This is a genomic window from Pseudactinotalea sp. HY158, assembly GCF_009660225.1.
Lineage (GTDB): Bacteria > Actinomycetota > Actinomycetes > Actinomycetales > Beutenbergiaceae > HY158.
In genome coordinates this window covers 3052954-3065868 of sequence record NZ_CP045920.1, presented here as the reverse complement: position 1 = coordinate 3065868, position 12915 = coordinate 3052954, and the positions used below count along the sequence as shown (strand labels likewise).

Below are 12915 nucleotides of genomic sequence, written 5' to 3'. Positions count from 1 at the left end.
CTCGGCACGTGGCTCGCCGATGGATTGGCATTGGGAAGTGCGCGGGCTGTGCCGATTCGCAGCTACCGGACCGGCAGCGCCCGGCCCGCCCTGAACTCGGCGACCGCGTGCGCGACCACCGCGTCGAGCGCGCCGCCGTGCGCCGCGGCCACGGCGCGCTGACGCTGGTAGGAGGCGCCGCCGTCCAGAATCTCGAGCACCCCGGCGAGCTCGTCGGCGCAGCCCAGGTCCTCGGCGACGGGCGCGAGCTGCTCCACGAGGCGGCGCACGGCGTCGGTCACGAGCTCTTCGTTGCCGTCCTCGTCGAGGATGATGATCGCCTCGAGCCCGTAGCGGGCGGCCCGCCACTTGTTCTCGGCGAGGAACCAGGAGGAGATCCGCGGCAGCTCCTCCCCGGCGTCGAGCCGGCGGGAGAGCCACTCCACGAGGCAGTGGGTCAGGGCCACGACCGCTGCGAGTTCGCCGGCGTTGGTGATCCCGTCGAAGATGCGCAGCTCGATCGTGCCGAAGGTGGGGGAGGGGCGGATGTCCCAGCGCACCTCGTCCACCTCCTCGATCACGCCGGTGTGGAGCATGTCGCCGACGTAGCGCTCGAACTTCTCCCAGGAGTCCACCTCGGTGTAGGGCAGCCCGGCGGTGGGCAGCTGCTGGAAGAGCAGGGCCCGGTTCGAGGCGTAGCCGGTGTCGCGCCCGTCCCAGTAGGGGGAGCTCGCCGACAGGGCGAGCAGGTGCGGGTAGTAGGTGAGCAGCGCCCCGAGGATCGGGAACACCTTCTCCCGCGATTCGATCCCCACGTGCACGTGCACCCCGTAGATGAGCATCTGCCGGCCCCAGAACTGGGTGCGGTCGATCAGGGTGGCGTAGCGGGACTTGTTCGTCACCTTCTGCGATCCCCAGTGCGCGAACGGGTGCGTGCCCGCGCACATGAGCTCCACCCGCAGCGGGGCGCCGAGCTCCTCCACCTGCCGGATCGAGGCCTGCAGGTCGGCCATCGCCTCGCCCGTGCTGCGGCACACCCGCGAGACCACCTCGACCGTGTTGACCATGAGCTCCTGGCGGATCGTCGGATGCTGGGAGCCGTCGGGGGAGACGGCGTCGAGGATCGTCTGGGCGACCTGGCGCAGGTCGCCGGAGTCGACGTCGACGAGCGCGAGCTCCCATTCCACGCCGAGGGTGGAACGGTCCGAGGGGGCGAACGGGATGGCCACGGGTCCATCGTGGCACCGCGGGCGGGCAGGGCGCGAATCCGCGCGGTCGCCGTCTCCTCTACCCTGGGGGCATGACTGCTGCGCGGATCCGGGCCGCCCACGCCGGCGATGCGGACGACCTGCACGCACTCCATCTCGCCTGCTGGCGCGAGGCGTTCTCCGAGCAGCTGTCGCCGGAGGTGTTCGAGCGGCAGGAACGGGAGGGGCTCGCGGCCTGGCGGGAGGCGCTCGTCGACCCCCGCGGCATCTGGATCGCGCATCGGGACGGCGCCCCCGTCGGCCTCGCACGCGCCGTCGCCGCCGGGCCCGGGCACGTGCGTCCGCTCGAACTGGCGAAGCTGTACGTGCTCGCGAGCGAGTACGGCGCCGGCACGGCCGACAACCTGCTCGAGATCTCGATCGGGGATGCCCCCTGCCTCACCTGGGCCGCCGGCTTCAACCTCCGTGCCCAGCGCTTCTACACCAAGCACGGCTTCCGGATCGACGATTCGGTGCAGGCCCACCGGGCCGCCCCCGAGTGGGGCGAAATCGCCCTGCTACGGATGATCCGCTGAACACCTCTATTCAGGTCTGGCCAAGATCTTGAAGCAGACCTACACTCGTGTCATGGAGACGATGTCGATCAGTGCGGCCAAGGCCCGGCTCAACGACCTGGTCGAGCAGGCTGTCACGACACACGAGCGCGTGATGATCACGAGGAATGGTTCCCCGGCAGCGGTGATGGTCTCTGCAGACGAATGGGACGCCATCCAGGAGACCTTGTTCTGGCTCTCTCGGGCCGGCGTCGCCGACGATGTCGCGCGCGGGCGCAGCGAAGACGAGGCCGGTCAGACATTTTCCGAGACCGACGTACGCGCTCGGCTCGGCCGGCCCGCTCGCGGGTGAGCCCGGATGTCGTGTGAGGTCCGCCTGACCTCGGCGGCTGTGCGCGACATCGAACGAATCTCGCCACGCTACATCGATGCTGTACTCACCTTCATCTATGGTCCGCTCGCCGAGAATCCGCGCCGAGTCGGCAAGGAGTTGCGACGTGAGTTCGCCGGGTTGCATAGCGCTCGGCGGGGGGACTACCGCGTCCTGTACGAGATCCGTGATTCCGAACCGCCCGAGGTGCTCGTGCACAGAATCGATCACCGAGCCCACGTCTACCGCCCGCGGTAACTCACCGCCCGCGTCCGAATGATCAGCCGGCCGCTCACGTCAGCGGCTCGACCACGAGCACGCTCTGCGCCCCGGCCACGCGGGTGAGCACGATCGTCGCCTCGCCGGGCCCCTTGAGCTGGAGCTGCGGGCGCAGGGCCTCCGGCGTGACCGCGGTGCCGCGCTTCTTGATCGTCAGCCGGCCCACGCCGCGCTCGCGCAGGTAGGCGCGCAGTCGCTTGAGCCCGAATCCGAACGAGTCGAGCACCCGGTAGCCGGTCGCGAACGGGGAGGCCGCGGCGTGATCGGTCGTGATGTAGGCGATCGAGGGGTCCACGAGCCGGCCGTCGAGCTCGGAGCACACGAGGCTGAGCAGCCCGGAGCGGATGACCGCGCCGTCCGGCTCGTACAGGTAATGCCCCAGCGGGCCGGTCGGGGCCGTGGCCGCGGGTGCGTCGGCGTCGCCGCGCCACGTCAGGTGGTGGCTCGTGCGCCGGCCCTGCGCATCGGTCCCCAGCACGAGCGCGCTGCGCCCCGAACCCTCGCCGGCGAGCGGGCCGAACCACAGGCCGGCCTCGACCACGGAGCCGTCGATGCCGATCCACTCGGCGTGGGTCTCGCTCGGAAGCGCCGAATACGGCACCCCGGGCCCGACCTTCACCCCGAGCGGGCGGCGGTGGCGCAGCTCGAGCACGGCGTCGAGGTTCGGGGAGTAGGAGGCCGGGTCGAACACCCGGGTGCCGCGGCGGGTGCGCCGGGCCGGATCCATGAACACGGCATCGAGCCCGTCGAGGTCGGTGGCGAGCGCGTCGCCGTGGCGCACGCGGGCCTCGGGGAAGGGCCGCAGGTTGACCGCGGCGATCCGGGCGGTCAGCTCGTCCAGCTCGACCGCGAGCACCCCGAGCCCCAGCGCCGCCAGCGCGAGCGCGTCGCCGCCGATGCCGCAGCCGAGGTCGCCCACCCGGGACATCTCGGCCCGCGCGAACCGCCGGGCGTGGCGGGCCGCGATCTCCAGCCGCGTCGCCTGTTCGAGGCCGTCGGGGGTGAAGAGCATGGACCCGGCGAACTCCCCGAACTTCGCCGCGGCCTTGGCCCGCAGCCGCGACTGGGTCAGGGCGGCCGCCACGAGGTCGGCGTCCATCCCCTGGGCGCGCAGCGCCGAGCCGAGCTGGAGCGCCTGCGCCTCGTCGTACGGGGGCAGGCCGCCCAGGAAGGCCCACCCGTCCGGGGTCAGCAGGAGGTCGAGTCCGCGGGTGTCCACGGGGTCAATCCTGCCAGGGGGTCGAACCTACGGACGGCGCCCGGGCGTCGTCCGTAGGCTTCTCGCCGTTCTCATCGGGAGGGAGTGCGGCCTCGCCCGGCAGCGCGCATGCGCCGCCGACGCAGGCCGCGCCCTCGTCGGCGCCGATCATCGTGAACTCGCTCACGACTCCTCGGCCGCCTGGCGCAGGGCCGAGACGAACACGTCGGGGCGCTGCGCCCCGGAGACCCCGTAGCGGCCGTCGATGACGTAGAACGGCACGCCGGAGATGCGGAAGGCGCGCGCCTGGGCGATATCGGCCTGCACGGCGGCGCGGTGGCGGTGATCGGTCAGCGCGGCGAGCGCCTCGGCGCGGTCGAGGCCGATCTCGGCGGCGAGGTCGGCGAGCTCGGCGGCCTCACCGAGGTGGCGCCCCTCGGTGAAATAGGCGCGCAGGAGCCGCTCCGTGCACTCGGCCTGCAGGTCGTGCTCCTTCGCGAAGTGGAGCAGCTCGTGGGCGAGCAGCGTGTTCGTGTGCCGGAGCGAGGCGAAGTCGTACACGAGACCCTCGGTGGCCGCGAGCTCGGTCATCTGGGCGAGCATCTCCTCGACCTGCGCGGCCGGCAGGCCCTTGTGCGCGGCGAGGAAGTCGACCTCGGAGCCCTCGAAGTCGACCGGGGTGTCCGGGGAGAGCTCGAAGGAGTGGTAGGTCACGTTCACAGTCGGGGCGTCGGGGGCCGAGCCGAACGTGGCGAGAGCCTTCTCGAACCGACGCTTGCCGATATAGCACCAGGGGCAGGCGATGTCCGACCAGATGTCGACCGTGATGGGGTGGCTCATGTGCTCGTCAACCTCGGGGCGGGGGCGCCTATTCCGGCCGCTCCGAGACCGTCTTAGCACTCGCCTTGACCGAGTGCTAAGAACTGTCTAAATTGAGCAGTGGGACTTCGCGAGAAGTCACGCAGGTCACGCCTCCAGCGTTGCTCGACCCCCGCGACGGCGGGTGACGCATCCGGCGTTGCCCTACTGTCCTGTTCAGTTTCTTGAATGCGAAGGGGAGGTCCGCAGTGTCGGTCTCCATCAAGCCGCTCGAAGACCGGATCGTCATCAAGACGCTCGAGGCCGAGCAGACCACTGCGTCCGGATTGGTTATCCCGGACACCGCCAAGGAAAAGCCGCAGGAGGGCGAGGTCGTCGCGACCGGTCCCGGCCGCGTGGACGACAACGGCAACCGGATCCCGGTGGACGTTGCCGTCGGCGACGTCGTCATCTACTCCAAGTACGGCGGCACCGAGGTCAAGTACGCGGGTGAGGAGTACCTCATCCTCTCGGCGCGCGACGTGCTCGCGGTCGTCGAGAAGTAACTCGCACCACGGCATCACGAAGGACCCCGGCCGCTCGGCCGGGGTCCTTCGCCGTTGGCCGGAGACCTCAGGGGGAGAAGGCGGTCACCTCGGCGACGGCGCCGTCCGACATGTGCACGGTGAGGTCGATCGTCGCATCGTCGGGTGTGACGCCCGGCCACCAGGCGGCGTAGAAGCCGTGCTCGACGGTCGCGTTGATCGTCTCCGGGGGCTCGTCGAGGGCGTCGGGGTCCAGGTCCGGGCCGCGCTCATGGATCTCGATCCCGGTGACCTTCTCCCCGACCCGGCCGACGAGGGTCGTCAGGGTGTCCTCGCCGGTGCCGCCGGTGTGCAGGACGAGGGTGGCGACCTCCCGGGGCTCGAGGGAGGCCGGCGGCGCGTCGCGGCTGAATCCGCCCGCGGCCAGGACCTCCCCCTCGGGGCCGAGGCACAGGTCGAGGCCAGCGGGGTACTCGACGAGCAGGAACAGGACGGAGCCGCGTTGCTCGGCGATCGGGATCGACGACGGCGTGACGCCGCCCCGGTCGCCCCCGGCCGCGCACTCGTGTGCCGCCGCGAGCGCGTCCTGTGACAGGACCGGCTCCGGCTGCGGCGTCCAGGACGCGAAGGCGGACTGGGGCGATCGGGTCGACTGGAACGAGAGGTAGGCGGCCGCGGCCGCGGCGAGCACCACGACGATGACGCTCACCGTCACCTGCCGGCGCCGCCTCGCCTGCTCGGGGGTCCGGTGACCATCGTGTCCGGGCATCGGTCGCCTCCAGGACGTGGGGTGCATGGGCCCTCCACGGTAGGCGGGAACGGGCCGACTGGTCCAGGGGAGCGGGAGGCGGGCGGGCGTCGTCCCGGCGCTGACGACCCCACGGTTACACTGGCGAACGTGACTGCCGATCCCTTCGCATTTGTTGGACTGACCTACGACGACGTGCTGCTGCTGCCGGGGGAGACGGACGTCATCCCGAGCGAGGCGGACACCACGAGCCGCCTCACCCGCGAGATCGACGTGGCCGTGCCGCTGCTGTCGGCCGCGATGGACACCGTGACCGAGTCGCGGATGGCGATTGCGATGGCCCGCCAGGGCGGCATCGGTATCCTGCACCGCAACCTGCCGATCGCCGATCAGGCCGCCCAGGTCGACGTGGTCAAGCGCTCCGAGTCGGGCATGATCACCTCCCCGGTCACGGTCGGGCCCGAGGCGACGCTCGCCGAACTCGACGAGCTGTGCGGCCTCTACCGGGTCTCCGGGCTGCCGGTGGTCGACGACGCGGGCGTGCTGCTCGGCATCATCACCAACCGCGACCTGCGGTTCGTGCCCCGCGGCGACTACGCCCGCCTCACCGTGCGCGAGACGATGACGGCGATGCCGCTCATCACGGGCCACGTGGGCATCGAGCAGGACGACGCCGCCGCGATCCTCGCCAAGCACAAGGTGGAGAAGCTCCCCCTCGTCGACGACGCGGGCACCCTGCGCGGGCTCATCACGGTCAAGGACTTCGTCAAGTCCGAGCAGTACCCGCTCGCGACCAAGGACTCCGAGGGCCGGCTCATGGTCGGGGCCGCCGTCGGCTTCTTCGGCGACGCCTGGGACCGGGTGAGCGCGCTCGTCGAGGCGGAGGTCGACGTCATCATCGTCGACACCGCGAACGGCCACGCCCGGCTCATGCTCGACATGGTGCGCCGGCTCAAGTCCGACCCGGCCACGAGGCACGTGCAGGTCGTCGGCGGAAACGTCGCCACCCGCGCGGGCTCGCAGGCGATGGTCGACGCGGGCGTGGACGCCGTCAAGGTCGGCGTCGGGCCGGGCTCGATCTGCACCACCCGCGTGGTCGCCGGCGTCGGCGTGCCGCAGGTGACGGCCGTGTACGAGGCCGCCCTCGCCGCCCGCCCGGCCGGGGTGCCCGTGATTGCGGACGGCGGACTCCAGTATTCGGGTGACATCGCCAAGGCGCTGGTCGCCGGGGCGAGCACGGTCATGGTCGGCGGGCTCATCGCCGGCTGCGACGAGTCCCCGGGCGACCTCGTGTACGTCAACGGCAAGCAGTTCAAGCAGTACCGCGGCATGGCCTCCCTCGGCGCGATGCAGTCCCGCGGGGATCGGCGCTCCTTCTCCAAGGACCGCTACTTCCAGGGCGATCTGAACGACGACGAGATCATCACCGAGGGCATCGAGGGCCGTGTGGCCGCGAAGGGCTCCCTCTCCCAGGTCGTGCACCAGCTCGTGGGCGGGCTGCACCAGTCGATGTTCTACGTCGGCGCCCGCACGATCCCGGATCTGCAGGAGCGCGGCAAGTTCGTGCGGATCACCGCCGCCGGGCTCAAGGAGTCCCACCCCCACGACGTGCAGATGATCTCCGAGGCCCCGAACTACGCGAGCCGGTAGGCGCCGCCGCCGTCGAACGGTGGATCTGGCCCCCGGACCGGTCGAATCAGGGGCCTAAGCCACCGTTCGGTCCGTGTCGGGACCTCGGCGACCTGTGTCGTCTCACATGCGCGCAGGCGAGCGCAACGGGACTCGACGATTCCCGATCCCCGGTAGCCTGATGCCCGTGAGCAACGAGATCGAGATCGGCCGAGGCAAGCGGGGACGCCGCGCCTACTCCTTCGACGACATCGCGGTGGTGCCCTCCCGGCGCACGCGCGACCCGGAGGAGGTCTCCGTCGGCTGGCAGATCGACGCCTATTACATGGATATCCCGGTCATGGCCGCCCCGATGGACTCGGTCATGAGCCCGGCCACCGCGATCACGCTCGGCAAGCTCGGCGGCATCGGCGTGCTCGACCTCGAGGGGCTGTGGACCCGCTACGAGGATCCCGAGCCCGTGCTCGCCGAGATCGCCGAACTCACCCCCGAGGCGGCCACCGCCCGGATGCAGGAGCTGTACGCGGCCCCGATCATCCCCGAGCTCATCACGAGCCGGCTCTCCGAGATCCGTGCGGCCGGCGTCACCGTGGCCGGCGCCCTGAGCCCGCAGCGCACCCAGGAGCACTGGCGCACCGTGGTGAGCGCGGGCGTGGACCTGTTCGTCATCCGCGGCACGACCGTGTCCGCCGAGCACGTCTCCTCCCACGCCGAGCCCCTCAACCTCAAGCGGTTCATCTACGAGCTCGACGTGCCCGTGATCGTCGGCGGGGCGGCCACCTACACGGCCGCGCTCCACCTCATGCGCACCGGCGCGGCGGGCGTGCTCGTCGGCTTCGGCGGCGGCGCAGCGCACACGACGCGCCTCTCGCTCGGCATCCACGCCCCGATGGCCTCGGCCGTGGCCGATGTGGCCGCGGCCCGGCGCGACTACCTCGACGAGTCCGGCGGCCGGTACGTGCACATCATCGCCGACGGCGGCGTCGGCCGCTCCGGCGACCTCGTCAAGGCGGTCGCGTGCGGGGCGGACGCCGTCATGCTCGGGGCGGCGCTCGCCCGTGCCGAGGAGGCCCCCGGCCGCGGCTGGCACTGGGGCAGCGAGGCGCACCACCCGACCCTGCCGCGCGGGGAGCGCGTGCACGTGGGCACGGTCGGCACCCTCGAGCAGATCCTGCTCGGTCCCGGCGGTCAGGCCCAGGGCACGGTCAACCTCATCGGGGCGCTGCGCCGCGCGATGGCCACGACCGGCTACTCCGACCTCAAGGAGTTCCAGCGGGTCGAGGTCGTGGTCTCCCCCTACACGCCCCGCTGACCCGTGGCCGTGAGTACCGTCGCCGATCGGCGCACCTGGACCACCTGGGCGCTGAGCCGGCTCGACGCCGAGGCCACCCGGTGCGGCGAGACGCCGCTGCTGCAGTTCCCGCTGCCCGTGGACTGGGGGATCGACCTCTACCTCAAGGACGAGTCGAAACAGCCCACCGGCAGCCTCAAGCACCGCCTCGCCCGGGCCCTGTTCATGTACGCCCTGTGCAACGGCCGACTCGAGCCGGGCCGGCGGGTCATCGAGGCCTCGAGCGGGTCGACCGCCGTGAGCGAGGCGTATTTCGCCCAGCTGCTCGGACTGCCGTTCGTGGCCGTCATGCCCCGGGGCACGAGCCGGGCGAAGATCGATCGGATCGTCGCCTACGGCGGCACCTGCCACCTCGTGGACGACCCGAGAACGATCTATGCCGAGTCCGAACGCCTCGCGCTCGAGACCGGCGGGCTCTACCTCGACCAGTTCACCTACGCCGAACGCGCCTCGGACTGGACCGGCCCGCTGAACATCGCCGCCGGCGTGCTCGACCAGCTGAGCAAGGAGCGCCACCCGGTGCCCCGGTGGGTGAGCATCGGCGCCGGCACCGGCGGCACGTCGGCGACCTTCGGGCGCTACCTGCGGCTCGCGGGCTACGACACCGCGGTGTGCGTCGCCGACCCCGAGGGCTCGGCCTACGCCTGCGCCTGGGAGACCGGCGACCTCACGACCACGGCGACCGGCTCCCGGATCGAGGGGATCGGCCGGCCCCGCGTCGAGGCCTCCTTCATCCCCGAGCTCGTGGACTCGGTCGTGCGCGTGCCGGACGGGGCGAGCATCGCCGCGATGCGCTTCCTCTCGGTCCAGCTCGGCCAGCCGGTCGGCGGCTCCACCGGCACCGCGCTGTGGGCGGCGCTGGAGAAGATCACCGCGATGCGCGCGGCCGAGGAGAGGGGGAGCGTGGTGGCGATCATCTGTGACGCCGGCGACCGCTACCTCGACACCTATTACGACGACGCCTGGGTCGCCTCCCAGGGCATCGACCTGGCCCCGTACACGGGCCGGCTGAGCGAGTTCGCGACACCCGCGCGCGGGTGAGCGGGCGCCGTCCATACTCTGAACAGGCGGTTGAACCGAACCGCCCGCGCGGCTCGGTACCCTAGCAGGGTGCTCACCGTTCAAGACGCCCTGCTGACGCTGCAACAATTCTGGACCGATCGTGGCTGCCTCGTGACCCAGCCGTTCAACACGGAGGTCGGTGCGGGCACGATGAACCCCGCGACGATCCTGCGCGTGCTCGGGCCCGAGCCGTGGCACGTGGCCTACGTCGAGCCGAGCGTGCGCCCCGACGACGCCCGCTACGGCCAGAACCCGAACCGGCTCCAGCAGCACACCCAGTTCCAGGTGATCCTCAAGCCGGACCCGGGCAACCCGCAGGAGCTCTACCTCGACTCGCTGCGGGCGCTCGGGATCGACGTCGACGCCCACGACGTGCGCTTCGTCGAGGACAACTGGGCGCAGCCGGCGATCGGCGCGTGGGGGCTCGGCTGGGAGGTGTGGCTCGACGGGCTCGAGATCACCCAGTTCACGTACTTCCAGCAGGTCGGCGGGCAGAACCTCGACCCGGTGTCGGTGGAGATCACCTACGGCGTCGAGCGGATCATGATGGCCCTGCAGGGGGTCACGCACTTCAAGGACATGGTCTACGCCGAGGGCGTGAGCTACGGCGAGATCTTCGCCCAGGGCGAGTACGAGATGTCCCGCTACTACCTCGACGACGCGGACGTGGCCACGAACCAGGAGCTCTTCGCCCGCTATATCGGTGAGGCGGAGCGGATGATCGAGGCGCGCCTGCCCGTGCCCGCGCACACGTACGTGCTCAAGAGCTCGCACGCGTTCAACGTGCTCGACTCGCGCGGCGCGATCTCGACCACCGAGCGGGCGCAGGCGTTCTCGACGATGCGCCGGCTCGCGCGTGAGGTGTCCGCGCTGTGGGTCGCCCGCCGCGAGGAGCTAGGCTTCCCGCTCCTGGACGGCGCGGCGCCCGGGCTGCGCAACGATTCCGTCATGCCGCCGGCCGCCGGCGAGCCGATGGACGGCGATGAGCTCGCCTCCCGTAGCGAGGCCCTGCGGGGCGCGGCCCCGGAGCTGCTGGCGATCGAGATCGGCGTCGAGGAACTGCCGCCGCACGTGCTCGACCAGGCGATCGAGCAGGTGCGCGAGGGGCTGACGAGCAGGCTTGCGGCCTCCCGGCTCGAGCACGGGCCGATCGTCGTGGCGGGCACTCCGCGGCGGATCGTGGCCCGGGTCGCCGCCGTCGCCTCCTACGAGCCGGACGCCGACGAGCTGCGCAAGGGTCCGAAGGTGAGCGCCGCCTACGACGCGGATGGCAACCCGACCAAGCCCGCCCTCGGGTTCGCCCGCGGGCAGGGGGTCGAGGCGGAGGAGCTCGAGCGGGCGGACTTCGGCGGCACGGAGCACGTCGTCGTGCGCCGCAGCCGGCCCGGCCGCAGCGTGCTCGAGGTGGTCGCCGACGCGCTCGGTGAGATCGTCACGGGGCTGCGGGCCGACAAGAACATGCGCTGGGGCGACCCGGAGCTGTCCTACTCCCGGCCGATCCGTTGGCTCGTGGCGCTCTGGGGCGGCGAGGTCGTGCCGACGCACGCCTCGGGTGTGCACTCGGGCCGCACCACCTACCTCGGCCGCACCGACGCCGCCCCGCTCGTGCGGATCGAGACGGCGGCCGACCTGGAGCGGGTGCTGACCGGGCGCGGCTTCGTGCTCGAACCGGAGCGGCGCCGGGCGATCGTGCTCGAGCAGGCCACCGCGCTCGCGGCCGGAGTGGGCGGGCTGATCGACGCCGGCGCCGAGGCCGGGCTGCTCGACGAGATCACGAACCTCGTGGAGGCCCCGCACGGCATCCTCGGCGAGTACGAGGCACGTTACCTCGAGCTGCCCGAGGAGATCCTCACCACGGTCATGCGCAAGCATCAGCGGTACCTGCCGGTGCGTTCCGTCGACGGCGCCCTGCTGCCGTACTTCGTGGCGATCGCGAACGGCGAGTGCGACGAGGACGCCGTGCGGGTCGGGAACGAGAACGTGCTGCGCGCCCGCTACGAGGACGCGGCCTTCTTCTACGACGCCGACCGCGAGGTGGCGCCCGAGGTGTTCCGCGGCCGGCTCGAGCGGCTGACGTTCGAGAACCGGCTCGGGTCCGTGGCCGCCCGCGCGGACCGGATCCGCGACGGCGCCGCGAACCTCGCCACGGTCCTCGACGGGCTGGACGCCCCGCTGAGCGAGGCCGATCAGCGGACCCTCGTCGAGGCCGGCCGGCTCGCGAAATTCGACCTCGCCACCCAGATGGTCGTCGAGCTCTCCTCCCTCGCCGGGGTCATGGCACGCGACTACGCCCTCAAGGCGGGCCAGAGCCCCGAGGTCGCCACCGCGCTGTTCGAGATGGAGCTGCCGCGCTCGGCCGGGGACGCGCTGCCGACCTCGGTCCCCGGGGCGCTGCTCTCGCTGGCCGACCGGTTCGACCTGCTCGTGGCCATGTTCGCGATCGGCGCGAAGCCGACGGGGTCCTCCGACCCGTTCGCGCTGCGGCGCGCGGCGCTCGGCGTGGTGAGCGTGCTGCGGATGCACCCGGCGCTCGAGGAGCTCGGCATCGAGTTCGGCGTCGGCATCGCGGCCGCAAGGCTCGAGGAGCAGGGCATCGAGGTGAGCCCGGAGGCTCGCGCGGCCGTCGTCGAGTTCGTGACCGGGCGGTTCGAGCAGCAGCTGCGCGACGAGGGCGTCTCCGCCGAGCACGTGGCGGTCATCACCCCGATGACCAACGAGCCCTTCCGGGCCCAGGCCGTGCTCGATCAGCTCCCGGCGGCCCGCGCGGTCGAGGGTTTCGGCGGCCTCGTGGAGCAGGTGCAGCGGATCACCCGGATCGTGCCCCAGGGCACAGAGGGAGCCTTCGACCGGTCGGTGCTCACCGACGCCGCCGAGCTCGCCCTCGCCGACGCCGTGGCCGACCTGACGGACTTCTCCCGGGCCCCGCTGCCCGAGTGGGCTCGGGCGAGTGTCGACTCCGTGGGGCTGCTCACCCGATTCTTCGACGAGGTGCTCGTCATGGCCGAGGACGATGCGCTCAAGGCCGCCCGGCTCGGGCTGCTGCAGACGATCGTCGACCGGGCCCCCTCCGGGATCGACTGGCGCGCACTGGATCACGCCCTCGACGGCTGACGCCCGCCGGTAGCCCGCAGGCCTCGTCGAGCGGTGGATCCAGCCCCGTATTCCAGTGAACTCGGTGCCGAATGCACCATTCG

The 12915-nt window shown here is 71.7% G+C and carries 13 protein-coding genes; 8 read left to right on the top strand and 5 right to left on the bottom strand.

All coding sequences use genetic code 11. The annotated features are described in order from the left end of the window. Nucleotides 1-62: 62 nt before the first annotated feature. A complete protein-coding gene (locus GCE65_RS13405; protein WP_153878744.1) occupies nt 63-1208 on the bottom strand; it encodes a glutamate--cysteine ligase in 1146 nt (381 codons plus the stop codon). Nucleotides 1209-1279: 71 nt separating this feature from the next. Between GCE65_RS13405 and GCE65_RS13400 the strand changes: the two genes are divergently transcribed. The 3 genes from GCE65_RS13400 to GCE65_RS13390 are packed head-to-tail and all read left to right on the top strand — an operon-like array spanning nt 1280 to nt 2369. After that, nucleotides 1280-1762, top strand: a complete 483-nt coding sequence (locus GCE65_RS13400; protein ID WP_153878743.1) for a GNAT family N-acetyltransferase — start codon at nt 1280-1282, stop codon at nt 1760-1762. Between the two features lie 52 nt (nt 1763-1814). Continuing rightward, nucleotides 1815-2093 carry a type II toxin-antitoxin system Phd/YefM family antitoxin gene (locus GCE65_RS13395; protein WP_152909984.1) on the top strand — a complete coding sequence of 93 codons (279 nt, stop codon included), beginning with the start codon at nt 1815-1817 and terminating at the stop codon, nt 2091-2093. A gap of 6 nt (nt 2094-2099) precedes the next feature. Then, on the top strand, nt 2100-2369 hold the full coding sequence (locus tag GCE65_RS13390) for a type II toxin-antitoxin system RelE/ParE family toxin (RefSeq protein WP_153878742.1): 270 nt from the start codon (nt 2100-2102) through the stop codon (nt 2367-2369). Nucleotides 2370-2403: 34 nt separating this feature from the next. On the opposite strand, the gene GCE65_RS13385 is transcribed toward GCE65_RS13390, so the two are convergent. The 3 genes from GCE65_RS13385 to GCE65_RS13375 are packed head-to-tail and all read right to left on the bottom strand — an operon-like array spanning nt 2404 to nt 4428. Further along, entirely contained in the window at nt 2404-3609 is a 1206-nt protein-coding gene (locus tag GCE65_RS13385) for an SAM-dependent methyltransferase (protein WP_153878741.1), read from the bottom strand. 4 nt (nt 3610-3613) lie between these two features. Beyond that, nucleotides 3614-3775, bottom strand: a complete 162-nt coding sequence (locus GCE65_RS13380; protein WP_153878740.1) for a hypothetical protein — start codon at nt 3773-3775, stop codon at nt 3614-3616. Further along, nucleotides 3772-4428 carry a DsbA family protein gene (locus GCE65_RS13375; protein ID WP_152909986.1) on the bottom strand — a complete coding sequence of 219 codons (657 nt, stop codon included), beginning with the start codon at nt 4426-4428 and terminating at the stop codon, nt 3772-3774. The genes GCE65_RS13380 and GCE65_RS13375 overlap by 4 nt, the downstream gene beginning before the upstream one ends. A gap of 227 nt (nt 4429-4655) precedes the next feature. Between GCE65_RS13375 and groES the strand changes: the two genes are divergently transcribed. After that, a complete protein-coding gene (gene groES / locus GCE65_RS13370; RefSeq protein WP_153878739.1) occupies nt 4656-4952 on the top strand; it encodes a co-chaperone GroES in 297 nt (98 codons plus the stop codon). A gap of 67 nt (nt 4953-5019) precedes the next feature. Here groES and GCE65_RS13365 read toward each other — a convergent pair whose 3' ends face one another. Beyond that, on the bottom strand, nt 5020-5700 hold the full coding sequence (locus GCE65_RS13365; RefSeq protein ID WP_153878738.1) for a hypothetical protein: 681 nt from the start codon (nt 5698-5700) through the stop codon (nt 5020-5022). Between the two features lie 129 nt (nt 5701-5829). On the opposite strand from GCE65_RS13365, the gene guaB reads away from it, so the two are divergent. The 4 genes from guaB to GCE65_RS13345 all read left to right on the top strand — a co-directional run bounded on the left by guaB (nt 5830) and on the right by GCE65_RS13345 (nt 12832). Next, nucleotides 5830-7329: an IMP dehydrogenase gene (guaB, locus tag GCE65_RS13360; protein ID WP_228759960.1), complete on the top strand. Its 1500-nt coding sequence runs from the start codon at nt 5830-5832 to the stop codon at nt 7327-7329. 166 nt (nt 7330-7495) lie between these two features. Continuing rightward, nucleotides 7496-8620, top strand: coding sequence for a GuaB3 family IMP dehydrogenase-related protein (locus GCE65_RS13355; protein WP_153878737.1), 1125 nt, complete (start codon nt 7496-7498; stop codon nt 8618-8620). A gap of 9 nt (nt 8621-8629) precedes the next feature. Next, nucleotides 8630-9700 (top strand): PLP-dependent cysteine synthase family protein, encoded by a 1071-nt coding sequence (locus tag GCE65_RS13350; RefSeq protein WP_228759959.1) that lies wholly within the window; start codon nt 8630-8632, stop codon nt 9698-9700. A gap of 69 nt (nt 9701-9769) precedes the next feature. Next, entirely contained in the window at nt 9770-12832 is a 3063-nt protein-coding gene (locus GCE65_RS13345) for a glycine--tRNA ligase (RefSeq protein ID WP_153878735.1), read from the top strand. Nucleotides 12833-12915: the final 83 nt, after the last annotated feature.